Raw genomic sequence first — 22,533 nt, 5'->3', positions numbered from 1 at the left:
ACCGCGATGTCCATGAACCCGAGTCGATCACGTTGAGGCGACGTGACCCTGGTCAGCCCGCGAGTGCGATCACGCCGCGCAGGTCGCGGACGATTCCGGTGATCTCGCCGGTCTCCGGATGCCAGCGCGCCAGGGCGGCCGGTTCCAGCCGGAGCAGCACCGCGCCCCTGTTGTCCCAGCCCAGCACCTCGCAGCAGCCCTTGCCGCGCTCCCGGCCCAGATCGAGCAGGTGGAGCACGGCACCGGTCCGCGCGTCCAGCACGGCGGCACCCTCGGCACCGTCGATCTCGCCGCTGGTGATCCAGGCTGCCCGGGCCAGCCGCTCGCCGTGCAGCCAGCCCCGGCCGTAGAACTCGTTGACCTGGTAGGGCGAGGGCAGCGCCGAGGCGTTGATCGGCTGTTCCGAGCGGAGCTTGCCCTCCCGGGCGGTTCGGCTGCGCAGCGCCAGGCTGGTCCGCTCGCCGTACGTCTCAATGAGCGGGGCCTCGCGGCCGGCGGCCGGGTCGGGTGCGATCAACTCCCAGGTCGACACGTCGATCGTGCTGGCCGTCCCGGTGGCCCGGTCCACCGCGTACGTCCGGTCGTCGCCTCCGACCAGCACCCGGTCGTGTGCCCACACCACCAACTCCAGGTAGCCGTCGAGCGGTATCCGGCGGACGGCCGCCGTGGTGAGGTCGATCATGATCAGCTCTTTGGTCTGCGCGAACGCGGCCGATCGGCCGTCCGGCGACAGCACTCCCGGCTTGAGGGCCGTTGCCTCGTTGCCGCTCGCGTCCCGGGTGGGTGCCAGCGGCACCACGTCGAGGCTGCGCACCACGCCGTCGTTGCCGAGCACCCGGACCGGGCCGTCCTCGCGACCCTCCTCGTCCAACGGCTGGAACAGTGCCAGGGCCCGCTGGACCGGTCGCTCGGAGAGCGACACTGTCGCCGGGGCGCCGAGCTTGGCCAACGGATCGGGCGGGTAGGTCAGCTCCGCGGGCGGCCGCTGCACCGGAGCGCCATGGGTGGGATCGGCGGTCGGTGTCACCGTCGGGCCGACCGGTGGGACCGGCGTCGAATCGGCGGGCGGTCGCAGCGCCGCCACCGTGCCACCGCCGACAAGGAGTACGGCCACGGCGACCACCGCGACGGCCCGCCGGGTACGCCGGGTGCGTCGAGCCCGCTCCCATCCGGCGGTGGCCGGCTGGCTGGGGAGCACGTCCTCGACGCTGACGGTCAGCAGTTGGCGCAGTTCCTGTTCGTTCACGGGTTCACCTCCAGACCGCTGGCCAGATCGGCCGAGCCCTGGCTCGGTCGGGCGTCGCGGGCGAGGTCCGGGGCGACCTCGCGAAGTCGGCGCAGCGCCGCGTGGCACTGGCTCTTCACGGTGCCGACTGTCACCCCGAGCGCCTCGGCGGTGGCGACCTCGGTCAGGTCCTCGTAGTAGCGCAGCACCAGCACGGCCCGCTGTCGTGGTGGCAGCAGGCCCAGCGCGTCGTGCATCGTCAGCCGCAACGCGCCGTCACGGTCGTGGGCCACCCGGTCCGGCGGTGCGGCGCTGAGCCATTCCCGCCGTCGGCGACGCCACCACGACACCGAGTCGCGGTAGAGGATGGCCCGCACGTACGCGGAGGGGTCGCCGTTGCGGACCGAGGACCAGCGCAGCGCCAGCTTCAGCAGCGCGTCCTGGAGGAGGTCCTCAGCCTGATGCTGGTTGCCACAGATCAGGTGGGCCGCACGGAGCAGCCGGTGCTGGTGGTTCTCCACGAAGGCGAGGTAGCCCTCGCGTCCGTCGTCCCTCGGCGGCGCCATGCGCCCCCCTCCCGGCCGTCGCGCTGTAGGCGTCAACTGGCAGACGCACGGGAGGTGGGAAAAGGTTGGGTCAGCCCGGTGGCGTTCCGGTCAGATAGCGCTGGAGAGTCGGCGCGATCCAGGAGACCAGGTCGTCCGGCGGGGTGTCCACCATGGGCGGCAGGCGGACGATGTACCGGGTGAAGGCGAGGCCGAGGATCTGGCTGGCCACCAGGCCGGCCCGTCGGGCGGTCAGCGCCGGGTCGCCGCCGAACGTGGCCACGGCGGCGGTGAGCTGATCGGCGAAGATGCCACGCATGCGTTCGGCCGCGCCGGGGTTGGTGCTGGCGGCCCGCAGCAGCGCCACCAGGGTCTCGTCGCCCTCCCAGCGGGCGAGGAAGTGCCGGACCAGCACCTCACCGAGTCGAGCGGGCGGCACCGAGGTCAGGTCGGGCAGGCGTAGGTCGAATTCGGCCGCCGCCGCGAACAGCCCCTCCTTGCTGCCGTAGTAGCGCATCACCATCGAGGGGTCGATCTGGGCGTCGGCGGCGATGGCCCGGATCGTGGCGCGCTCGTAGCCGTCCGCCGCGAACCGTTCCCGGGCCGCTCGCAGGATCGCCGCCCGGGTGGTGTCGGAGCGTCGGGGTTGGGTCGACGGGGCGGACGGGGTCATGCCAACGACCGTAGGCCAACAAGTGTTGACACGCAATCGGGTGGGCCCTAGCGTTGCCAACAAGTGTTTGCCAACGGGTGTTGGCAACGGTCTTCTGGAGGTAGCCATGCTGCCCACGAGCACCGACGTCCTGGTGGTGGGCGCCGGCCCCACCGGTCTCGCCACCGCGTTGACGCTGGCAAGGCGCGGCGTCGAGGTGACAGTGCTGGACCGGTTGGCCGCGCCGCCGACGACCTCCCGCGCCGCCGTCGTGCACGCGTACACCCTGGAGGTGCTGGACCGGATCGACGCCGCGACGCCGCTGATCGCCCAGGCGGTGCGGACGCCGCGCTTCACGGTGCGCGACCGGGACCGGGTGCTGCTGTCGGTGCCGTTCCACGAGCTGCCGTCCCGCTTCCCCTACGCGCTGCTGGTCTCCCAGGCGGTCACCGAGGCCGTGCTCACCGAGAAGTTGGCTGAACGTGGTGTCCAGGTACGACGGCCGTGCCAGCTCACCGGGCTGAGCCGGGTCGGTGACGGCATGCTCGCGCAGGTCGACGGTGCGGCGCTGCGGGCCCGGTTCGTGGTCGGCGCGGACGGCCTGCACAGCACGGTCCGACAGTTGGCCGGCATCGGATTCACCGGCAGCAGCGACGAGGAGTCCTTCGTGCTGGCCGACGTGCGGGTGAGCAGCGTGCTGCCCCGCGACGAGGCGGCGCTCTTCCTCGCCCGCCCCGGGCCGCTGGTCTGGGCGCCGCTGCCCGGCGGGGTGGTCCGGTTGGTCGCCGCCGTGGCGGACGCCCCGGCCGAACCGGACGCGGCCTACCTCCAGGCGCTGCTCGACGAGCGCGGCCCGGCGCGGCGACCCGACCGGGTGACCGAGGTGCTCTGGGGCTCCCGGTTCCGGGTGCACCATCGGATCGCCGACACCTTCCGGGTCGGACCGGTCCTGCTGGCCGGCGACGCCGGGCACGTGCACAGCCCGGCCGGCGGGCAGGGCATGAACCTCGGGATCTGCGACGCGGTGGCACTCGGCACCGCGGTGGCGGACGTGCTCGACGGTGGCCCGGAGACGCTGCTCGACGACTACACCGCCCGGCAGCGGCCGATGGCCGAGGACGTGCTGAGCTTCGCCGCCGGGCTGACCAGGATGGCCGCTGTCTCCCCGGCTCGTCGGCCCGCCCGGGACGTGCTGCTCCGGCTGCTCGGTGCCGTTCCACCGGCTCGCCGACGCATCGCGCTGCGGCTGTCCGGGCTGTCGCACCGGGAGCGGACGCCGAGCTAACCCGCGCCGCTCGACACGGCGGACACGGTCGGTCGCAGTGTCCGCCACGCTGCGACGGTGACCAGCGCGAACGTCGCCGCCGCAGCGCCCGCCACCGGTGCCGTGCCGTACGACGCGGCGGCCAGCCCGGCGAGCGCCGCCCCGAGCGGTGCGGTGAGCAGACCGACCATCCGCTGGGCCGCGCCGACCCGGCCCAGCAGTTCGCCCGGCACGTGCCGCTGCCCGTACGACGCCCACAGGCTGTTCCACACCACTGTGCCGGCGGCGAAGACGGCCAACGCGATCCCGCCCCACACCGGATGCCGAGCCGCCGCGAAGCCGGTCAGCGCCACGGTCTCCACGGCCAGCACCGCATGCAGCGCCGGTACCGTGCCGAGTCGGGCGGCGAGGCGTCCCGCCCCGAGCGCCCCCACCACGCCCCCGATGATGGCGGCGGCGGCGAACAGCCCGTAAGCGGCCGGTGGCACCCGAAGCACGTCCAGCGCGTAGAGCACCAGCACCGCCATGATTCCGCTGATCGCCAGGTTGCTCGCGGCGGTGAGCACCGTGACCCGCCACAGGGTCCGGTGCGCCACCAACCACCGCAGCCCCTCGACGATCTCGCCCCACACCGAGTCGCGCCGCCGCGCCGTTCTCGGGGTGCTGGCGGAAGGCGCACCGAGAGCCAGCACGAGCAGGGCGGCCGCCGCGAAGGTGACGGCGTCGAGGGCGAACGGAAGGGCCGGGGCCACGGCGAACAGGACACCGGCGGCGGGTGCCCCGAGGAAGCCACCGGCCACCGCCGACCCCGCCTGGAGCCGACCGTTCGCCCGGGGCAGCGCGTCCGGTGGCACCAACGCGGGGAGCAGGGCGAACGACGCGGAGTCGAAGAGGGTGCCCAACGTGGCGAGCAGAAACGCCGCCACCAGCAGCACCGGCACGCTGACCCGGTCGAGCGCGATCACCACGGCCAGCGCCGCCACCACTGCCGCGCGTACCCCGTCGACCACTGCCATCGTCCGGCGGCGGTCCCAGCGGTCCGCGTACACGCCGCCGAGCAGGCCGAAGAGCAGGGGCGGCAACTGCCCGGCCACGGTGACCGCCGCGATGATCCGCGGATCACGGGTCACGGTCGCGGCCAACAGCGCCAACGCCGGGGTACGCAGCGCGTCCCCGAACCGGGACGAGACGGCCGCGGACCACAGGAGCTGGAAGTCCCGGCCCAGAGCGGAGGAAGTCATGCCGGCGACCGTGCCGGTTCAACCGGGTCGAGGGTCAAGCCAGTTCGGAGCGCGACGAGGGTATTTCCTCCCGGCACGAGATCCTCGGCCGGTTCGGTTGACCTCGCCGGCCGCCCCTGGCCAGGTCAGGAGCGGCCCGGCCCGAGGCGGACGGACGGAACTGACCGGCAACCATCGCAGGCTCCGCGCGGTCTAGGCTTGTCCGGTGACGGTGGAGCAGCAGGCACGGGGTGCGGCGGGTGCGGGCCGGCGCAGGTCCCGCAAGGACGAGATCCTGGAGATCGCGGTAGGTCTGTTCGCGGCGCGTGGCTATCACGGCGTCTCGATGGACGACATCGGCGCGGCCGCCGGGGTCACCGGTCCGGCGCTCTACCACCACTTCGCCGGCAAGGAAGCCATGCTGGCCGCCGCGCTGATCCCCGTCAGTGAGGGGTTGCTGGCCGGTGGGCGGGAACGCGCCGTCGGGCGCTCGGACGACCCGCGCGGCGTGCTGGAGTCGCTGATCGACTTCCACGTCGAGTTCGCGCTGGCCAACCCGGCGGTGATCGCGTTGCACCTGCACGAGCTGGACCGCCTGCCCGAGGAGCCGCGGCGTCGGATCCGTCGCCTGCAACGGCTCTATGTCGAGGAGTGGGTGACAGTGCTCACCGCGCTGCACCCGGGGATGCCCGACGGTGAGGCCCGGGTGCTCGCGCACGCCGCGTTCGGCCTGATGAACTCGACGCCGTTCCTCGGTGGTGAGGTGGACCGGCGACGCCGCGCGGAGCTGCTGCGCGGGGCGACACTGGCCGCGCTGCTCGCCTGAGCCGACTCGTCAGAACCGTACCGGTCATGATTCCCTGACATCGTCCCACCATCCGGACGCCGGGAGGAAACATGATCGAGTCACTGCTGGTCGCCAATCGGGGCGAGATCGCCCGCCGGATCATCCGGACCGCCAAGCGGCTCGGCATCCGCGTGATCGCGGTGCACTCGGAGGCCGACGCCGACCTGCCGTTCGTCGCGGAGGCGGACGAGGCGGTCCTCATCGGCCCACCGAACCCGGCGCTGAGCTACCGCAACACCGAGGCGATCCTCGCCGCCGCCAGGTCGACCGGCGCGCAGGCGATCCACCCCGGTTACGGCTTCCTGTCGGAGAACGCCGAGTTCGCCCGTACCGTCGAGGCGAGCGGCCTGATCTGGGTCGGACCCGACGCGGACGCGATCACCGCGATGGGCGACAAGATCAACGCCCGGAACCTGATGGCGGCGGCCGGTGTTCCGGTCGCACCGGGCACCACCGACCCGGCCGCCGACCCGGACGCCGCAGTGACGGCCGCGGCCGAGATGGGCTACCCGGTGATGGTCAAGGCCGCCGCCGGCGGTGGCGGCATGGGCATGGGCGTGGCGGTCGACGAGGCCGCGCTCCGCACCGAGTACGACAAGGTGCGCGCGTTCGCCGAGCGGATGTTCGGCGACGGCTCGGTGTTGATCGAGCGGTACTTTCCCCGGGTACGGCACGTCGAGGTGCAGATCCTCGGCCTGGCCGACGGCCGGGTGGTGGCGCTCGGCGAGCGGGAGTGCTCGGTGCAGCGGCGCAACCAGAAGCTGGTCGAGGAGTCTCCTTCGCCGGCTGTCTCGCCGGAGCTGCGGTCCCGGCTGCTGGCGGCGGCGGTGCGGGCCGGCGAGGCGGTCGGCTACCGCAACGCGGGCACCGTGGAGTGCCTGTTGGTCCCGCGTGAGCTGGACTCCGACGCTCCCGGCTCCGAGGACTTCTTCTTTCTGGAGATGAACACGCGGTTGCAGGTGGAGCACCCGGTGACCGAGTACGTGTACGGCATCGACCTGGTCGAGGAGCAGTTGCGGGTGGCCTCCGGGTTGGCGCCGACGTTCGACCCGGACGCGTTGACCCCGAGTGGGCATGCCGTCGAGATGCGGATCAACGCGGAGGACCCGAAGCGCTTCCTGCCCGGCCCGGGTGTGATCAGGACGTGGGTGGAGCCGACGGGTGAGGGTGTCCGGGTGGACTCCGGCTACACCGAGGGCAACACGGTCACCCCGTTCTACGACAGCCTGCTGGCCAAGCTGATCATCAGCGGCGCGACCCGCGACGAGGTGCTCGATCGCGCGAAGGCGGCCGTCGCGGCGTTCCAGATCGAGGGCCCGAAGAACAACGTCCCCTTCTTCGCCGAACTGCTGGACAACGAGGAGTTCCGCTCCGGCGCCTACGACACGGGCATCGTCTCCCGCATGCGCTGAGCGGGCAGGCCGCTGGTGCGGTCCGTCCGTGTCGCCGGTCGGCCGTGCCGCCTGGCGGCCGGGCAAGACTGGTTTGTAGGCCCTTTGCTCTGCTTACCTATATGCGCCAGCCGCTGCCCGATGACGGACAGTAGCCGGCGCACATAGGGCAGCAGAGCAAAGCGGCCGACATGCTGTCCCGATCCGACGTCACAGCGAGGTGACCGATGAGCCAGTTGCCAGATTCCGTCTCGATCCGCGAGGTCGGGCCGCGCGACGGGTTGCAGAACGAGGACCCGATCCCGACCGACGCCAAGGTGCGGCTGCTCGACGCCCTCTCCGGCACCGGCGTACGCCGGATCGAGGCGGTGTCGTTCGTGCACCCGAAGGCGATCCCGCAGATGGCCGACGCCGACGAGGTGTGGCAGCGGGCGGTCAAGGCCGACGGGGTGCGGTACTCCGCGCTGGTGCCGAACACCCGGGGTGCCCAGCGGGCCCTCGCCGCCGGATTCACCGAGATCGAGGTGGTGGTCTCGGCCAGTGACACGCACAACCGGCGCAACGTCAACCGGTCCACGGACGAGTCGCTGGACGACATCGCCGAGCTGATCGACCTGCTGCACGGCGCGTCGGCGCGGGTCGAGGTGATCGTGGCGACCAGCTTCGGCTGCCCGTACGAGGGGGACATCGACCCGCGGCGGGTGGCCGCAATCGTGGACCGGGTCGTCCGCGACGGCGCGGACCGGGTCGCGTTCGGCGACACCACCGGCATGGGCACCCCACGTCGGGTGCGCGAGCTGCTGACCGCGGTACGCGACCGCAACGCGCACGTGCCGGTCCTGCTGCACTTCCACAACACCCGGGGTACGGCGCTGGCCAACCTGCTGACCGCGCTGGAGCTGGGGGTTACCGAGTTCGACGCCAGCGTCGGTGGCCTCGGTGGCTGCCCGTACGCGCCGGGGGCGAGCGGCAACCTGGCCACCGAGGAGGCCGTGCACATGCTGCACGACATGGGCATCGACACCGGCATCGACCTGCCGGCGCTCATCGAGGTGGCGGAGTTGGCCGAGGAGTTGCTCGGCAAGAGGCTGCCGTCGGGCGTGCTGCGGGCCGGTCCGCGTACCCGGCTGACGCCGCTGCCGGGCTGAGGACGCGAAGGGGCCGGCGCGCGCCGGCCCCTTCGGTTCTCGCGGGTTCGGTCAGCCCACCGTGGTGAGCGCGCTCGGCCAGCTGTCGCGGAAGATGTCCGCGCTGCGGTCGGTGGCGCTGAACGTGCCGGCGAAGAGGTTGCTGACCCGGTTCGCCTCGGCGCTGCTCGGGTACGGGTTGGTGCAGCCGGTGCCGGCGCTGCCGCCGGACATCAGCAGCGAGCAGTTCCCGTTGTAGTTGTCCGGCAGACCGAGGATGTGCCCGATCTCGTGCGTCATGATCCGCAGCGGGCTGTACTGCGCCGCCTGCTGGGTGTCGATGTAGACCCGGCCGTTGCCGAGGCTGGTCCGGATGGCGTACGAGCCGCCGCCGGTGATCTGGTAGATGCGCAGGTTGGAGCCGCAGTTGGCGGAGAGCGTGAGGTTGACTGTGGCGTTGTTCCAGATCGAGGCGGCCTGGTTGGCCGTGCCGGCGTAGCCGCCCGCCTGGCTGGTGTTGTAGCAGATCGTCATGGCGGCGGACGCGGGCGACGGGTTGGCGACCGTGACGCCGAGGGTGGCGAGTGTCGTCGCGAGTACCGCGACGGCGAGCCGATTGAGTCGTGAGGTCATCGCTGACTCCAATCTGGGAGGGGTGTCAGGAGCCTAGCGACATGTATTCATGTTTTTCAATGTCTTGCTCTCGGCTCACCTGTCTGGTTCGCTCGTAGGTCGCCGACAGTCCCGCCGATGCGCTAGCCTAACGATCGTTCAGGTCAGTATGGCGGAGGAGTCGGCGTGACGCTCGACGGTGAGGCACTGGAGCAGCTGCGCAAGCGGGCCCGGTCCGGCGGCGCGGACAAGTACCACGCGGCAAACGCGACCAAGGGCAAGCTCTTCGCCCGTGAACGGGTTGGGCTCCTGGTCGACGAGGGCTCGTTCGTCGAGGACGGCCTCTACGCCAACACGATGGCCGAAGGGTTGCCCGCCGACGGGGTGGTCACCGGCACCGCCACCATCGACGGCCGACAGGTCTGCCTGATGGCCAACGACTCCACGGTCAAGGCCGGCAGCTGGGGTGCCCGCACCGTCGAGAAGATCATCAGGATCATCGAGCGGGCGTACGGCGCCGGCGTGCCGATGGTCTACCTGGTCGACTCGGCCGGCGCCCGGATCACCGACCAGGTCGATCTCTTTCCCGGTCGGCGTGGCGCCGGCAAGATCTTCTGGAACCAGGTCCGTGCCTCCGGCTCGATCCCACAGGTCTGCGCGCTGTTCGGCCCGAGCGCCGCGGGTGGTGCGTACATCCCGGCGTTCTGCGACGTGGTGGCGCTGGTCGACGGCAACGCCAGCATGTACCTCGGCTCCGACCGGATGGTCGAGATGGTCACCGGCGAGAAGACCACCCTGGAGGCGATGGGCGGGGCGAAGGTGCACACCGCCGAATCCGGCGTGGGGCACTTCCTCTGCAAGACCGAGGCCGACGCGCTCGACGTCGTGAAGACCTACCTGTCGTACCTGCCGGCGAACTGGACCCAGCCGCCGCCGGCCGCGCCGGCCGTCGCCGCGCCCGCGAAGGCCGACCTGGCCGCGCTGGTGCCGGCCAGTGAGCGGCAGGCGTTCGACATGCGGCGGTACGCCAAGGGCCTGCTCGACGAGGGCTCGTTCTTCGAGATCCAGGCGCTGTGGGCCAAGGAGCTGACCATCGGCTTCGGCCGCCTCGACGGCCAGGTCGTCGGTGTGGTCGGCAACAACTCGATGTTCAAGGGCGGTGTGCTCTTTGTCGACTCGGCCGACAAGGCCACCCGGTTCGTGCAACTCTGCGACGCGTTCAACGTGCCGCTGCTGTTCCTCAGCGACGTACCCGGCTTCATGGTCGGCAGCGCGGTGGAGAAGCAGGGCATCATCCGGCACGGGGCCAAGATGATCACCGCGATCTCCGAGGCGACGGTTCCGAAGATCTGCGTGGTGGTCCGCAAGGCGTACGGCGCCGGTCTCTACGCGATGGCCGGGCCCGGGTTCGAGCCGGACGCCACGATCGCCCTGCCGACCGCGAAGATCGCCGTGATGGGCGCCGAGGCCGCCGTGAACGCCGTCTACGCCAACAAGATCGCCGCCATCGCGGACGAGGAGGACCGGGCCGCCTTCGTCGCCGCCAAGCGGGCCGAGTACGAGCAGGACATCGACGTCGTCCGGTTGGCCAGCGAGCTGGTGGTGGACGCCATCGTCGAGCCGCACGACCTGCGCACCGAGCTGGTCCGTCGATTCGCGGCGGCCCGGACCAAGGATCGGCACTTCTCCCGCCGTCGGCACGGCGTCACCCCGGTCTGACCATCGACCCGGGCCCGCACAGCGACCCGCCCCCGGCGTCACGAGCGCCGGGGCGGACCGTCCTTACAGGAGGATGAGATGGACTTCCGGCTCACCGACGAACAAGCGGCGCTGCGCGAGAGCGTGCGGGAATTCGCCCGCGAGGTGATCGCCCCGGTCATCGCCGAGCACTACGAGCAGCACACCTTCCCGTACGAGGTGATCCGGCAGATGGGCAAGATGGGCCTGTTCGGTCTGCCCTTCGCCGAGGAGCACGGCGGCATGGGCGGCGACTACTTCGCGCTCTGCCTGGCCCTGGAGGAGCTGGCCCGGGTCGACTCCAGCGTGGCCATCACCCTGGAGGCGGCGGTCTCGCTGGGCGCGATGCCGATCTACCGCTTCGGCACCGAGGAGCAGAAGGCGACCTGGCTGCCCCGGCTGCTCAGCGGCGAGGCGCTGGCCGGCTTCGGTCTCACCGAACCGGGCACCGGCTCGGACGCCGCCGGCACCCAGACCCGGGCGGTGCTGGACGGCGACGAGTGGGTGATCAACGGGTCGAAGGCGTTCATCACCAACTCGGGTACCGACATCACCGCCATGGTCACGGTCACCGCAGTGACCGGCACGAACCCGGACGGCTCCAAGGAGTTGTCAACGATCATCGTGCCCACCGGAACGCCCGGTTTCGCCGTCGCGCCCGGATACTCCAAGGTGGGCTGGACCGCCTCGGACACCCACGAGCTGACCTTCGACGACTGCCGGGTGCCGGCCGCCAACCTGCTCGGGGCCCGGGGTCGGGGTTTCGCGCAGTTCCTGCGAATCCTCGACGAGGGCCGGATCGCGATCGCCGCGCTCGCCGTCGGCCTCGCGCAAGGCTGTGTCGACGAGTCGATCAAGTACGCGAAGGAGCGGCACGCCTTCGGTCAGCCGATCGGCGCCAACCAGGCCATCCAGTTCAAGATCGCCGACATGGAGCTGAAGGCGCACACCGCTCGCCTGGCGTACTACGACGCTGCCGCCAGGATGCTGGCCGGCGAGCCGTTCAAGCGGCAGGCCGCCATCGCCAAACTGCATGCCAGCACGATCGCCGTGGACAACGCCCGGGAGGCCACCCAGATCCACGGCGGGTACGGCTTCATGAACGAGTACCCGGTGGCCCGGTTCTGGCGGGACTCCAAGATCCTGGAGATCGGCGAGGGCACCAGCGAGGTGCAACGAATGATCATCGCTCGGGATCTGGGCCTCTGAGCGGTCCAGCCGAACTGATCGCCCGGTCGTCCCGGACGGGCTGTCCGTACGGCTGTCGGGTTTCGGCGAGCGGGCGTCAGTAGCCCGACGTTCGACTGCCGACGGTCGTAGTCCATCCGTACTCTTCGAGCCCATGACTCCGGATCATGAGTGGTCGCGGAGCCCGGCTGGACGTGCCGCCCTGCCGGAGCTGCTCCGCGGGCATCGACGCGCCGCCGGCCTCACCCAGGCCGAGCTGGCGTCCCGGGCCGGGGTGGGTGTGCGGACGGTGCGTGACCTGGAGCGTGGCCGGTCGAACCGGCCACAACGCACCACTGTGGAACTGCTGGCCGGCGCGCTGGCGCTCACCGGCACCAGCCGGACGGCGTTCCTGGCCGCTGCCCGGGGCGCCGGCGCCGAACCGGCCTCGGACGCCACCTCGACGGCGATCGCGGTCGGCGGCGACGCCACGTCGGCCGCCACCCCCGCCGACAGGTCGGTCGCGCTCCCGCCGCCGGTGGCGTTGATCGGCCGGGAGCGCGACCTCACCGAGCTGGCCGACATGCTGACCGCGGAGCGAGGACCCCGGTTGGTGAGCCTCGTCGGGTTGGCCGGCGTCGGAAAGACAGCCCTGGCGACGTCGGTGGCGCACCTGGTCGCCGCCGCCCACCCGGCCGGTGTCGCCGGAGTACTGGTGGGCGAGGGCGCCGACGGTCCGGACGTGCTCGCCGCCTCGATGTCCGTGCTCGGCGTGGCGCGCCTGTCCGAACTGGTGGCGCTGCTCGCCGGGCGGCCGACGCTGCTGGTGATGGACGCGGTGGAGCGCGCCCCGGGCCCGGTCGCCGCGACCCTGCACCGGTTGCTCGGAGCGCTGCCCTCGCTGCGGGTGCTGGTCACCGGGCGGCACCCGGTCGGGTTGCCCGGCGAGCGGGTCTGGCCGGTCGCGCCCCTCGACGTGCCACCACCGGAGGCTGAGCACTCCGGACTCGAATCGTGGCCGGCTGTCGCGTTGTTCACCGCCCGGCTCGCCCAGGTCCGCCGGGAGCCGCCCACCGCCGCTGAGCTGCCGGCGCTCGCCGCGTTGGTGCGCCGGTTGGGCGGGCTGCCGTTGGCCATCGAGCTGATGGCCGCCCGGGGCCGTCTCCTCGACCTCACCGAACTTCTCGACAGGTACGGCGACCGGGTGCTCGACCTGGCCACGCCCGCGGAAGCGTCCACCCAGCCGGCCTGGGACGCACCGGAGGCGCTCGGCGCCCGGAGGAGCGGACCCGACACCAGTGCGGCGCTCTCGGTCGCCGTCACCCTGCGGGACGCGGTGGCGTTCAGCTACCGGCTGTTGGCGTCCGATGAACAGGCCGCACTGCGGCAACTGGCCGTCTTCGGCAACCGCTGGTCGGTCGAGTTGGCCGAGGAGATGCTCGCCGACGAGGCCGACCGGGACGGCACCGTGGCGATCGATCCGGTTCCACTGTTGGACCGCTTGGTGGAGTTGGGGCTGCTGAGCGTACGCGGAACCGGATCGTTCCGGTTCCGGCTGCTCGACGCTGTCCGGGACTACGCCGTCGAGCAGGCGGCCGGTGGCGGTGAGCTGACCTGTATCCGGCGTCGACACGCGGAGGTCATCGCGCGCCTGGTCGCCCGTACCGCCAGTGACCTGATCGGCCCACGGTTACCCGACGCGGTGCACCGGCTGGACGAGATGAGCAGCGACATCAGCTCGTCGTTGGCCCACGCGGCCACCGACGACCCGTTGACGGCGCTGCGGCTGGCGGCCTGTCTGACCCGCTGGTGGCGGTTCCGCGGCCGCGACGTCGTCGGGCGGCAGTGGTTGCGGCGGCTGCTGGCGGACCCGCGCACCGCCGACGCCGATCCTCTCCTGCGTGGCTGGGCCGCCCTCGGCGTCGCCCGGCTGGCGGCAGAGCACGGCGCTGGCGCCGAGGAGTTGTCGACCGCCCGTGCGGCGTTGGACACCTTTCGACGGGCCGGCGACGTCACCGGGGAGTTGGAGGCGCGGAACGTGCTCGGCACCCTGCTGATCTCCGTCCGGCGGCAGGATGAGGCTCGCGAGCAGGCCGAGGCGCTGCTGCGGTTGGCCGCCCGCAACGGGCGGACCCGGGACCTGGCGGTGGCCCAGAACAGTCTCGCCTGGCACGAGATCCGCGCTGGCGATCTGGCTGCGGCCCGCCGCCGACTCGCCGCGGTGGACCGACTCGCCGCCGAGAGTGGGGAGCAGCGACTGCGGGTGCTGGGTTGGGCCAATCGAGCCGAGGTCGCCCGACTGGAGGGCTGGTACGCGGACGCCATCGACCGTGGTCGACGAGCGATCGCGGCCCTGTCCGAGTTGGGTGATCCCGGGGGTCGCCGTCGGGTGCTCGGGACCGTCGGGTTGGCGCTCGCCCAGGACGGGCGGGCCGCGGACGCGACCGCGGTGCTCACCGAGTTGCGCGCCGGGGGCGGGGAGGCGCTGCCGGCGCGGCGGACCGTGCCGCGACCGCGCTCGGACGACGAAGCGCTGGCCTGGGGTGGTCCGGAGGCCGGGCTCTGTGCGCTGATCGAGGGGAACCTGGCGCTGCACCGGGGGGACCGGGAGTTGGCTGCCGAGTGGTTCGCGTCCGCCGCCGACCATGCGGGGCAGGATCGCCGTGACGTGGTGGAGGCGCTGGTTGGCCTGGCTGCGAGCACCGCGGACCCGTCGGTGCTCGATCGACTGGACCGGGCCTGTGTGGAGAGCGGCATCCGGCTGTTGCCGCAGGAGTCGGGACTGCTCTACGCGCTGATCGCCGCCCGGGGTGGACCGGCTCAGTAGCCCCGCGCTCGCTCGCCCGGAGCTGGTCGAGCCCCGCGCTCGCCCGGAGCGGAGGGCGGCGGGAGAGTGGCGCGGGCGAAGAGCCCCCTTTGGTGCTACCCCTCGCTGATCGCCCGCGCCGTCACCCCCCGGTGATCCCCGGTGCCGGAAGCCTGCCACCGCTGGGGTGGCGGAAAGTCGGCTTGGACCGAATCCTCCAACTTGACTGGATCAGTTCTGCCGGTCTTTCTGCCGCTGCCGCCGCCCGATGACGGGTGGTGGTGGTCAACGCCGTCGGGTGGCGTCGTCCGTTGCGGCGGCCTGCTCCGGGCTGACGTCGTCACTGCCGGCGGTGGCGCACGGATGGGCGGCGTCGCGGACGCGGCGCAACCCGTCCAGGAGTGCCACCAGCGCATCTGGGTCGAGTTGCCCGGTGAACCACTGCTCGATCATCTGTAGGTGCCCGGGCAGCGTCTCGTTGAGGCGTTGCATCCCGGCGGCGGTGACCACCGCGTACGAGCTGCGGCGGTCGTTCGGGCAGGCCCGGCGGGTCAGCAACCCGTCGCGCTCCATCCGGTCCACGACGCGGGTCACGCCGCTTGTCGACAGGGAGGTCTGTGCGGCAAGGTCGGTCATGCGTAGTTGGTTGCCCGGCGAGCGGGCCAGTCGCGTGATGACCTCGAACTCGACCGCGGAGAGGCCGTGCTCCTCGAGTTGGGCGTTGAACCGGGCGGACAGCCCGGCGTGTGCCTCGAAGAGCAGGCCGACGGCGGTGATCCGGGGATCGTCGAAGACGTTGGTCACCCGTTCATCATACCAGTGCTTGACACCGGGAATATTGTTGCGGTTATAGTTGCTCAGGCAGTCGTTGGGCTATTAAACAATCCCCCCTGGAGGACAGCAGCATGACCAGCAGCATCGAGACGGTTACCCGCGACTGGGACGGCCTCACCATCCCGGCGGCCGGCACCTACGCGCTCGACGTGGCGCACAAGCGGGTCGGCTTCGTTGCCCGGCACATGATGGTGAGCAAGGTTCGCGGTGAGTTCAACGACGCGACCGCCACCATCACCGTCGCCGAGGACCCGCTGCAGTCGTCGGTCGTCGCCACCATTCAGGCCGCCAGCGTCGACACCACCCAGGCCGACCGGGACGCGCACCTGCGCAGCCCCGAGTTCCTGGACGCCGAGAAGTTCCCGACGCTCGAGTTCCGCAGCACCGGGGTCAAGTCCCGTCGCGGCAGCGAGTTCGTGCTCACCGGTGAGCTGACCATCAAGGACGTCACCCGTCCGGTCGAGCTGGAGGTGGAGTTCGAGGGTGTCGGCCGCAGCCCGTTCGGCCAGGACATCTTCGGCTTCTCCGCGAGCACCGAGATCGACCGTGAGGAGTTCGGCCTGACCTGGAACGTCGCCCTGGAGACCGGGGGCGTGCTGGTCAGCCGCAAGATCAAGATCGAGATCGAGGGCGAGGCCGTTCGTCAGGCCTGATCGCCGGGGATCGCCGGAGGGCCAGGGGAATCCTCCCGGCGATCCGGTACGCAGGGCCCGCGCCGCACGTCGGCGCGGGCCCTGCGTCGTTCCCACTGGTGGTGGTAATTGTCACGGGTTGTTCGCACCGCTTTCGGGTCCAGCCCGTCGACGACGGGGTACAGATGGCGCCACGAGCGCGTCCGCCCGGTCGACGTCGGATCACCGCCGTCGGCCTCTGGCCCCGGTCAGGTGGGCGCTCTTACCGTGGATGCTTCACAAAGCGCTTCCGGGACGGCATGATCCCGACCGCGCCGGCCGTCGGGAGGACACATGGGCAGGGACGTCTCAGAGGGCGCCTTCACCCGGGATGATCGCGTCCGATATCGGCAGAAGGTGCGGCGGTGCCTGGACGTCTTCGCCCTGATGCTGGACGACTTCGGCTTCGACGCCGACCGGCCGATGACCGGCCTCGAGATCGAGCTCAACCTGGTCGACTCGGCCGCCGAACCGGCGATGCGCAACGAGGAGATCCTCGCCGACATCGCGGACCCCCTCTTCCAGACCGAACTGGGGCAGTTCAACCTGGAACTCAACGCCGAGCCCCGACTCATCGAGGGCACCGGCTTCGCCGACTACGAACACGACCTGCGCGGCAGCCTCACCCGGGCCGACGAGCGTGCCGCCAGGTCCGACGCGAAGATCGTCCTGGTCGGCATCCTGCCCACCCTCACCGAGGGGCACCTGGTCGAGGACAATCTGTCCACCAACGAGCGTTACCGGGTGCTCAACGACCAGATTGTCGGCGCCCGGGGCGAGGACATCGAGCTGGACATCCGCGGCGTCGAGCAGTTGCGCACGCACACCGACTCGATCGCCCCCGAGGCGGCCTGCACGAGCCTCCAGTTCCACCTCCAGGTCGCCCCGGACAGCTTCGCCGACTATTGGAACGCCTCCCAGGCCATCGCGGGGGTGCAGGTGGCGGTCGGGGCGAACAGCCCCTTCCTGTACGGCCGCCAACTGTGGGCCGAAACGCGGATCGCCCTGTTCCAGCAGGCCACCGACACCCGTCCGGACGAGCTGAAGGCCCAGGGCGTGCGGCCGCGGGTGTGGTTCGGCGAACGGTGGATCACCTCGATCTTCGACCTGTTCGAGGAGAACGTCCGGTACTTCCCGCCGCTGCTGCCGATCTGCGAGGACGAGGACCCGGTGGAGGTCCTGCACGCCGGCGGTGTGCCGCAGCTCGGGGAGTTGCGGCTGCACAACGGCACCGTCTACCGGTGGAACCGCCCGGTCTACGACATCATGAACGGCCGACCCCATCTGCGGGTGGAGAACCGGGTGCTGCCGGCCGGTCCGACCGTGGTGGACATGCTGGCCAACGCGGCCTTCTACTTCGGGCTGGTACGCGGCCTGGCCGAGGCCGACCGTCCGATCTGGAGCCAACTCACCTTCAGCTCCGCCGAGGAGAACTTCCACGCCGCCGCCCGACGTGGCCTCGACGCCGTGCTGCACTGGCCCGGGCTCGGCGACGTGCCGGTCAGCAAGCTGGTGCTGGACCAACTACTGCCCACCGCCGCCACCGGCCTGGACGGGTTCGGCGTCGCCCCGGCGCAGCGGGACCGGCTGCTCAACATCATCGAGCAGCGCTGCCGTACCGGCCGCAACGGCGCCGTCTGGCAGACCGAGGCGGTCTGGGCGGCAGAGCGGCACCACGGCATGGACCGGACGGCCGCCCTGCACCACATGGTCCAGCGCTACGCCGAACTCCAGCGCACCAACGAGCCCGTCCACACCTGGCCGACCACCTGACCCCCGTCCACCCCCTTTCAACAGGGGCGGGCGGCGTTCAGTCAGTGGTGGGGCGGCGGGCTGCGCGGGTGCGGCGGCTGCCCGGTGCCGGGTCCTCCGTCGTGGATCCGGCGGGAGGGGTCGGATCCGTGTGGTCAGGGTCCGTACGCGGCGCGGGCACCTGCGGTGCGGCGGTGGCTTCGCCCGGCAGCGAGCCCGTCCTGGGCATCTGCGACGGAACGCTGGCCCTCCTGCGTCGCCCCGTGGTTGCGGCCGTCGAGGCCGAGGCTCCGGCAGTTGACGCCGTGGGTTCGGTCGTCGAGTCGGAGAGCGGCGGCGCGGGCTCGCTCCCGGTCACCGGGGCCGGGTCGGTCACCGCGTCCCGAGCGACGGCGCTGCGCCGGGCCGGGCGGCTCTGTTCGGCCGGGCGGTTCCGGTCGCTCCGCTCACCGAGGCGGGCGGCCAGCACCGAGCCGCCGATACCAGCGATCACCGCGTACGGGGCGATCAGCTGGGTGGACAACTGCGCGGGGCCCAGCGTCGACCAGTGCGGCAGGGTGGTCAGGTAGGCGAGCGCGACGAGCACCGGGCCCGCCGCGCCGGAGGCCGCCGCACCCACCCGGTGTCCGCCCGAGCGGGCGGACCGCCGGGCGGCCAGTACGCCGATCAGCAGCGCGGGCACCAGTGCCAGCAGCGCACCGGGCCAGTAGAGCTGGCCCCCGATCCAGTACCGGGCGTGGTCCGGGTCGAACTGCCAGGTTCCGAGTTGCGCACCGGTCAGCCCCCGTCCGACGCGTACCCCGTCGATGACGGAGATCACCGCGAGCAGCCAGAGCCAGGCGGCCGTCGCTGTCACGTTGACCGCGGCGGCTCGGGAGCGAAGCGCCCAGATCGCGACGAGGACGCCGATCAGGATGCCCAACGTCGCCTGTACGGCAGCCGTGCGTTGTGGGGTGCCGGTGTCCGCGCCGGTCGCGACCCGCGCGGGTACCGCGATCAACAGGACGGTGACCAGCCCGCCCAGCCCGGCGCCAAGCGCCACTGCCACCCGGCGCAGCAGGCCGTCGTTGACCGGCGGCTCGGCGGCCGCTGGTGGCGTGCCCGTCTGCTCCGGGTGGGCGGTGTCGACGACCGGTGCGGGCGCGTCGACACCGCTGGCGTGCTCCGGCCGCCGCTCGTCGAGTCGCAGGCCCTCGTGAGGGGCGGCATCGTCCAGCGAGGTTCCCGGCGGGATCACTGTCTTCGCCGGGGCGTTGCGGTGGTGCAGCCGCTGCGCGCAGACCGCGCCGAGGACCGTCGAGCTGGCGGCGAGCCAGGTGGCCCAGGCGAGGCCGTCCGCCCAGGCTGTGTCGGTCGCGCCGGCATCGGTGGGCGTCCAGGTGATGACGCCGAGCCCGTAGCCGAAGCCCAGTTGTGCGGCGCCCGCGCCGGCAGCGACCCCGATCGCCGTCGCGATCGACACTCCCCAGCCCTGTCTGGCCATGCCGGGCAGCGTAGCGTCCCGTCGTCGGCCCGGCGAGTCGCAAGGACCCGCCGGTGTGGACCGCCGGTGCGGGCGGGTTGGGCGGCGGGCGGTACGGTCGCCGGTGATGAGGCGGTGGGCGTTATGACGGACACGAACACGGGTCAGCGGAATGCCGCCGGTGGCGGTGCGGGCCGGGCCAGCGTCGTGCTCGGCGGCGGGTTGGCGGCGGTGCTGCTCGCCGCCGTGGGTGCGACCGGCGGCTGGTTGCTGGCCGGTGAGGAAGAGCCATCCGCTGGTGAACCGCTGGCCGTTGCGACCACGGCTGGCGCGTCGACCACCCGGCCCACCGCACCCCGGCCGAGCAGCGGCCGGCCGACGCCGTCGGCGGTCCAGACCTCCGCGACCCCGACCAAGGCGGCCGGCCTGACCGTGCCGCCGGTGATCGGCACCGACTTCGAGCAGGCCCGGGAGACGCTGCGCAAGCAGCGGCTCGGCTGGCGGCTGGTCTTCGGTGGCGGCGTCGGCCGCACGGTCGAGAGCACCACGCCGGACGTGGGCACCGAGGTCGCCCGGGGGACGACGGTGCAACTACAGGTCGCGGGGCCGGCACCGGCCGCCGAGGTGCCGGACGTGGTCGGCGAGAGTTGCGCCGATGCCGCCGACGAGTTGGTCGACGAGGGCCTCTACCCGCGCTACCTCAGCGGACGTACTGGAAAGGTCAGTCGGCAGGAGCCCGCCGAGGACGGCCCGGCCCTGTGGAACGACCAGGTCAGCATCTGGTGTGGCTCCGACGGCCAGCCGACCCCGAAACCCACTCCCTGATTCCGGGACGGGGTTCGCGCCTCTCGGCGGTACCCGTCCGTCTTGCCGACAGCCGGCGCGGCTCGGCACGCTGATCCCCACCGATGGTGCTGTGGGCGACTAGGTTGGCGGTCGAGGGCCATGACGCCCGTCCGGGTTCGGGAAAGGACGTGCGATGAGCGACGACCGCCAGGAGCCTCCCGCCGACGAGCACGACGACGACCGGACCCGACCCCTGCCCTCGGCCCCTGATCGGCCGGCCCCGACCGGGCCCGCTGCCGCCGGACCGGACGAGACGGCACCGATCGACCGAACCGTCCCGGCCCGTCCCGATCTTTCGCCCGACCAGACCATGCCGATCGACCGGTCCGCCGGCACCCGGCCGGGCCCGCCGGCCGACCAGACCATGCCGATCGACCGGTCCGCCGGCACGCGGCCGGGCCCGCCGGCCGACCGGACGGCGCCGATACCGCCGGCCTGGGCCGGTCGGGCCGAGGTGCGTTCGCCCCGACCGGATGACGTCGGCGGTGAGTGGTACGTCGAGGAGCAGGGCGGTCGGCGGTGGTGGTCCCCGATTCTCTGGGGCGTACTGGCGCTGCTGCTGGCCGGCCTGCTCGGAGGCGCGCTCTGGTTGGTGCTCGCCCAGCAGGACGACGACCGGAACGATCGCGGACCAACCCCGTCGCCTCCGCCGACCACCGCCCCCAGCGCCCAGCCGACCAGCGCAGCCGCCACGTCGGCGGCGCCCACCAGCGAGTCACCGAGCAGCTCGCCGACCACTGACGCGCCGGAGGAACTGCCGGTGCCACCGCTCGCCGGCCTGCCGCAGGCCACCGCCGAGGGGCTGTTGGCGCGGCTCGGCCTGACCTACCGGGTGGTGTACCGCCCGTCGGAGTTGCCACCCGGGACCGTGGTGGGCACCGAGCCGGAGGCCGGCACGTCGGTCTCCACCGATGACGAGGTGTTGTTGATCATCTCCCAGGCCCCGCCCTCGACCGGGGCGAGCCCGACCACACCGAGCCCCACTGTGACGAGCACGGCGTGACCGCTGGTCACCACATTCGGCGGCGGGTGCCGACGAGGCCGATGCCGGCCAGTGAGATGGCGAGGCCGAAGATGCCGGACCAGAACAGGGAATGGCGGATGTCCGTGGCGCTGTGCCCAGCCGGAGCGGCCTCGGTGAGTTCCTGACGGCCGTCGGACTGGCCGCCGGCACCGAGGCCGGACACCGGCCCGGTCCGGTCGGTGCCATCAGCCCGGTCGGCCGGGGAGTCGGTGTCGGTCCAGCCGGGTTTCTCGTCGACCGACTGACCGTCGCCCGTCGGCGGGTCGGAGTCGAGCACGGTGATCTCCGGTGCGGGCACCGGCGCGGTCAGCCGGGTGGACGACATCGCCGGGTCGCGGACGAGGACCAGGAGTGTCGCCATCGCCCCGAGCAGGGCGAGGAGTCCGAAGGCATAGGCGATACGGGAGCGGTGGTGCCGCCGCAGGGCGGGCTGATTGACCATGACCATCCCAGGGTCAGGGTCCTGGACGAGCGGGTGGAACGTGCCGGGGTGGGCGTACCGATTCTATGGCGACGGCATGCCCACCGGCGGCGGTTCGGGTTGGTCAGCCCACCCGGAGCGGCGTACGCGCGACCGGGCGGCGGGCCCGCACGGTGTGCGGACGAGGTTCGGGGGCGGCCTGCAGTTGCTGCAACCCTTCCCGCTGAACGAAGATCGACCGTCGGGTGACAGCGTCGCCCGCGGCGTTCAACTCGTAGCCGTCGAGCCAGAGCCAGCCGTCATAGGTCGGCCAGTCGAGGACCCGGATCACCCGGAACTTGATCGGCCGGAGGAACTGGACACTCGCCGCGCGTGTCACATGCAGTACGTCACCGGTACGGGGAAGCACATGGGCTCCTGGGGAGGATCGGCCGGCGGTGGCGCCGGCGGTGCCTGAACGAGGGACGTCTCGGCCGGTGACGGGGTCGTGCCTCGTGAACCGGTGGTGCGGATGGCGGTGGTCGGGCCGTACCCCGCTGGTGACGTGCCGTCACCCGACCACCACCCGGTTGCTTCCGGGACCGCGCCCGCCGCCGCAGCTTGCCGGCTTGCAGCGGCGGGGTCCTTACCCCGGAGCAGGTCGCGTTGTCGTCGGCCGGGCCCGCGTCGTGCCCGGCTTCCCCGAGGCGGTGGGGTCACCACTCCGAGGGACCGGACGGAGACGCTGAGTGATCCGAGCCATACGGACAGAGTGCATCAGGGACGTGCTTCATGCAAGTTGCACGTCGACTTTTGCCGATACGTGAGCGTGTCGCGCGAAAGGCCTATTGAAGCCATCCGCGTCCGGGCGGCAGACTGGGGACCGGTTTCGCCCGTCGCGGCCGGCCGAGGACCGGCACCACTCCCCTTCGTCGCGAACGCTCGCCGGTC

20 protein-coding genes are annotated in these 22,533 nt (G+C 72.0%); 11 read left to right on the top strand and 9 right to left on the bottom strand.

All coding sequences use genetic code 11. The features are described 5' to 3' along the window. Positions 1-52: 52 nt before the first annotated feature. The 3 genes from AB0877_RS17940 to AB0877_RS17930 all read right to left on the bottom strand — a co-directional run bounded on the left by AB0877_RS17940 (position 53) and on the right by AB0877_RS17930 (position 2,443). Positions 53-1,246 carry a hypothetical protein gene (locus AB0877_RS17940; protein WP_366609977.1) on the bottom strand — a complete coding sequence of 398 codons (1,194 nt, stop codon included), beginning with the start codon at positions 1,244-1,246 and terminating at the stop codon, positions 53-55. Further along, positions 1,243-1,791 carry a SigE family RNA polymerase sigma factor gene (locus AB0877_RS17935; protein WP_366609976.1) on the bottom strand — a complete coding sequence of 183 codons (549 nt, stop codon included), beginning with the start codon at positions 1,789-1,791 and terminating at the stop codon, positions 1,243-1,245. Before AB0877_RS17935 ends, AB0877_RS17940 begins: the two co-directional genes overlap by 4 nt. Positions 1,792-1,861: 70 nt before the next feature. Beyond that, entirely contained in the window at positions 1,862-2,443 is a 582-nt protein-coding gene (locus AB0877_RS17930) for a TetR family transcriptional regulator (RefSeq protein ID WP_366609974.1), read from the bottom strand. A 106-nt stretch (positions 2,444-2,549) separates the two neighbouring features. Here AB0877_RS17930 and AB0877_RS17925 point away from each other — a divergent pair, with 106 nt between their 5' ends. Then, the gene (locus AB0877_RS17925; RefSeq protein WP_366609972.1) at positions 2,550-3,707 is read left to right on the top strand and encodes an FAD-dependent oxidoreductase; all 1,158 of its coding nucleotides are present in this window, start codon (positions 2,550-2,552) and stop codon (positions 3,705-3,707) included. On the opposite strand, the gene AB0877_RS17920 is transcribed toward AB0877_RS17925, so the two are convergent. Beyond that, a complete protein-coding gene (locus AB0877_RS17920) occupies positions 3,704-4,927 on the bottom strand; it encodes an MFS transporter (RefSeq protein ID WP_366609971.1) in 1,224 nt (407 codons plus the stop codon). The two genes, AB0877_RS17925 and AB0877_RS17920, sit on opposite strands and share 4 nt — an antisense overlap. Before the next feature lie 205 nt (positions 4,928-5,132). On the opposite strand from AB0877_RS17920, the gene AB0877_RS17915 reads away from it, so the two are divergent. The 3 genes from AB0877_RS17915 to AB0877_RS17905 all read left to right on the top strand — a co-directional run bounded on the left by AB0877_RS17915 (position 5,133) and on the right by AB0877_RS17905 (position 8,292). After that, on the top strand, positions 5,133-5,732 hold the full coding sequence (locus tag AB0877_RS17915) for a TetR/AcrR family transcriptional regulator (RefSeq protein WP_238669677.1): 600 nt from the start codon (positions 5,133-5,135) through the stop codon (positions 5,730-5,732). 71 nt (positions 5,733-5,803) lie between these two features. After that, positions 5,804-7,165, top strand: coding sequence for a biotin carboxylase N-terminal domain-containing protein (locus tag AB0877_RS17910; RefSeq protein WP_366609970.1), 1,362 nt, complete (start codon positions 5,804-5,806; stop codon positions 7,163-7,165). Between the two features lie 206 nt (positions 7,166-7,371). After that, complete coding sequence (locus AB0877_RS17905) at positions 7,372-8,292, top strand: hydroxymethylglutaryl-CoA lyase (RefSeq protein WP_366609968.1); 921 nt, start codon at positions 7,372-7,374, stop codon at positions 8,290-8,292. A gap of 51 nt (positions 8,293-8,343) precedes the next feature. Here the strand turns inward: AB0877_RS17905 and AB0877_RS17900 are convergent, their stop codons facing one another. Continuing rightward, positions 8,344-8,904 carry a snapalysin family zinc-dependent metalloprotease gene (locus AB0877_RS17900; RefSeq protein WP_366609967.1) on the bottom strand — a complete coding sequence of 187 codons (561 nt, stop codon included), beginning with the start codon at positions 8,902-8,904 and terminating at the stop codon, positions 8,344-8,346. A gap of 165 nt (positions 8,905-9,069) precedes the next feature. On the opposite strand from AB0877_RS17900, the gene AB0877_RS17895 reads away from it, so the two are divergent. The 3 genes from AB0877_RS17895 (at position 9,070) to AB0877_RS17885 (ending at position 14,614) form a co-directional block, all read left to right on the top strand. After that, positions 9,070-10,602, top strand: a complete 1,533-nt coding sequence (locus AB0877_RS17895) for an acyl-CoA carboxylase subunit beta (protein ID WP_366609966.1) — start codon at positions 9,070-9,072, stop codon at positions 10,600-10,602. A gap of 78 nt (positions 10,603-10,680) precedes the next feature. Continuing rightward, positions 10,681-11,829, top strand: a complete 1,149-nt coding sequence (locus AB0877_RS17890) for an acyl-CoA dehydrogenase family protein (RefSeq protein WP_238669691.1) — start codon at positions 10,681-10,683, stop codon at positions 11,827-11,829. A gap of 133 nt (positions 11,830-11,962) precedes the next feature. Further along, a complete protein-coding gene (locus tag AB0877_RS17885; protein WP_366609964.1) occupies positions 11,963-14,614 on the top strand; it encodes a helix-turn-helix domain-containing protein in 2,652 nt (883 codons plus the stop codon). A gap of 264 nt (positions 14,615-14,878) precedes the next feature. Here the strand turns inward: AB0877_RS17885 and AB0877_RS17880 are convergent, their stop codons facing one another. Then, complete coding sequence (locus AB0877_RS17880) at positions 14,879-15,397, bottom strand: MarR family transcriptional regulator (protein ID WP_366609962.1); 519 nt, start codon at positions 15,395-15,397, stop codon at positions 14,879-14,881. Between the two features lie 101 nt (positions 15,398-15,498). Here AB0877_RS17880 and AB0877_RS17875 point away from each other — a divergent pair, with 101 nt between their 5' ends. Both AB0877_RS17875 and AB0877_RS17870 read left to right on the top strand, forming a co-directional pair. After that, positions 15,499-16,080 carry a YceI family protein gene (locus AB0877_RS17875; RefSeq protein WP_124858552.1) on the top strand — a complete coding sequence of 194 codons (582 nt, stop codon included), beginning with the start codon at positions 15,499-15,501 and terminating at the stop codon, positions 16,078-16,080. A gap of 312 nt (positions 16,081-16,392) precedes the next feature. Further along, positions 16,393-17,871: a glutamate--cysteine ligase gene (locus AB0877_RS17870; protein WP_366609961.1), complete on the top strand. Its 1,479-nt coding sequence runs from the start codon at positions 16,393-16,395 to the stop codon at positions 17,869-17,871. A gap of 37 nt (positions 17,872-17,908) precedes the next feature. Here the strand turns inward: AB0877_RS17870 and AB0877_RS17865 are convergent, their stop codons facing one another. Further along, positions 17,909-19,333 carry a hypothetical protein gene (locus tag AB0877_RS17865; RefSeq protein WP_366609959.1) on the bottom strand — a complete coding sequence of 475 codons (1,425 nt, stop codon included), beginning with the start codon at positions 19,331-19,333 and terminating at the stop codon, positions 17,909-17,911. A gap of 123 nt (positions 19,334-19,456) precedes the next feature. Between AB0877_RS17865 and AB0877_RS17860 the strand changes: the two genes are divergently transcribed. Both AB0877_RS17860 and AB0877_RS17855 read left to right on the top strand, forming a co-directional pair. Then, entirely contained in the window at positions 19,457-20,137 is a 681-nt protein-coding gene (locus tag AB0877_RS17860) for a PASTA domain-containing protein (RefSeq protein WP_366609957.1), read from the top strand. A gap of 154 nt (positions 20,138-20,291) precedes the next feature. After that, positions 20,292-21,161: a PASTA domain-containing protein gene (locus AB0877_RS17855; protein WP_366609955.1), complete on the top strand. Its 870-nt coding sequence runs from the start codon at positions 20,292-20,294 to the stop codon at positions 21,159-21,161. 7 nt (positions 21,162-21,168) lie between these two features. On the opposite strand, the gene AB0877_RS17850 is transcribed toward AB0877_RS17855, so the two are convergent. Continuing rightward, positions 21,169-21,630: a hypothetical protein gene (locus AB0877_RS17850; protein WP_366609953.1), complete on the bottom strand. Its 462-nt coding sequence runs from the start codon at positions 21,628-21,630 to the stop codon at positions 21,169-21,171. A 97-nt stretch (positions 21,631-21,727) separates the two neighbouring features. After that, the gene (locus tag AB0877_RS17845) at positions 21,728-22,012 is read right to left on the bottom strand and encodes a hypothetical protein (RefSeq protein WP_091396374.1); all 285 of its coding nucleotides are present in this window, start codon (positions 22,010-22,012) and stop codon (positions 21,728-21,730) included. Positions 22,013-22,533 lie beyond the last annotated feature (521 nt).

The organism is Micromonospora sp. NPDC047644 (assembly GCF_040704315.1).
In the GTDB taxonomy this organism is placed as follows: domain Bacteria; phylum Actinomycetota; class Actinomycetes; order Mycobacteriales; family Micromonosporaceae; genus Micromonospora.
Note: the sequence above shows the minus strand (reverse complement) of the source record. Positions and strands in the feature narration are given on the sequence as shown.

Excerpts from the sequence above, each read along its gene's own strand:
- AB0877_RS17935 (WP_366609976.1), bottom strand. The coding sequence starts at position 1,791 with ATGGCGCCGCCGAGGGACGACGGACGCGAGGGCTACCTCGCCTTCGTG.
- AB0877_RS17930 (WP_366609974.1), bottom strand. The coding sequence starts at position 2,443 with ATGACCCCGTCCGCCCCGTCGACCCAACCCCGACGCTCCGACACCACC.
- AB0877_RS17925 (WP_366609972.1), top strand. The coding sequence starts at position 2,550 with ATGCTGCCCACGAGCACCGACGTCCTGGTGGTGGGCGCCGGCCCCACC.
- AB0877_RS17920 (WP_366609971.1), bottom strand. The coding sequence starts at position 4,927 with ATGACTTCCTCCGCTCTGGGCCGGGACTTCCAGCTCCTGTGGTCCGCG.
- AB0877_RS17910 (WP_366609970.1), top strand. The coding sequence starts at position 5,804 with ATGATCGAGTCACTGCTGGTCGCCAATCGGGGCGAGATCGCCCGCCGG.
- AB0877_RS17905 (WP_366609968.1), top strand. The coding sequence starts at position 7,372 with ATGAGCCAGTTGCCAGATTCCGTCTCGATCCGCGAGGTCGGGCCGCGC.
- AB0877_RS17900 (WP_366609967.1), bottom strand. The coding sequence starts at position 8,904 with ATGACCTCACGACTCAATCGGCTCGCCGTCGCGGTACTCGCGACGACA.
- AB0877_RS17890 (WP_238669691.1), top strand. The coding sequence starts at position 10,681 with ATGGACTTCCGGCTCACCGACGAACAAGCGGCGCTGCGCGAGAGCGTG.
- AB0877_RS17885 (WP_366609964.1), top strand. The coding sequence starts at position 11,963 with ATGACTCCGGATCATGAGTGGTCGCGGAGCCCGGCTGGACGTGCCGCC.
- AB0877_RS17875 (WP_124858552.1), top strand. The coding sequence starts at position 15,499 with ATGACCAGCAGCATCGAGACGGTTACCCGCGACTGGGACGGCCTCACC.
- AB0877_RS17870 (WP_366609961.1), top strand. The coding sequence starts at position 16,393 with ATGGGCAGGGACGTCTCAGAGGGCGCCTTCACCCGGGATGATCGCGTC.
- AB0877_RS17865 (WP_366609959.1), bottom strand. The coding sequence starts at position 19,333 with ATGGCCAGACAGGGCTGGGGAGTGTCGATCGCGACGGCGATCGGGGTC.
- AB0877_RS17860 (WP_366609957.1), top strand. The coding sequence starts at position 19,457 with ATGACGGACACGAACACGGGTCAGCGGAATGCCGCCGGTGGCGGTGCG.
- AB0877_RS17855 (WP_366609955.1), top strand. The coding sequence starts at position 20,292 with ATGAGCGACGACCGCCAGGAGCCTCCCGCCGACGAGCACGACGACGAC.
- AB0877_RS17850 (WP_366609953.1), bottom strand. The coding sequence starts at position 21,630 with ATGGTCATGGTCAATCAGCCCGCCCTGCGGCGGCACCACCGCTCCCGT.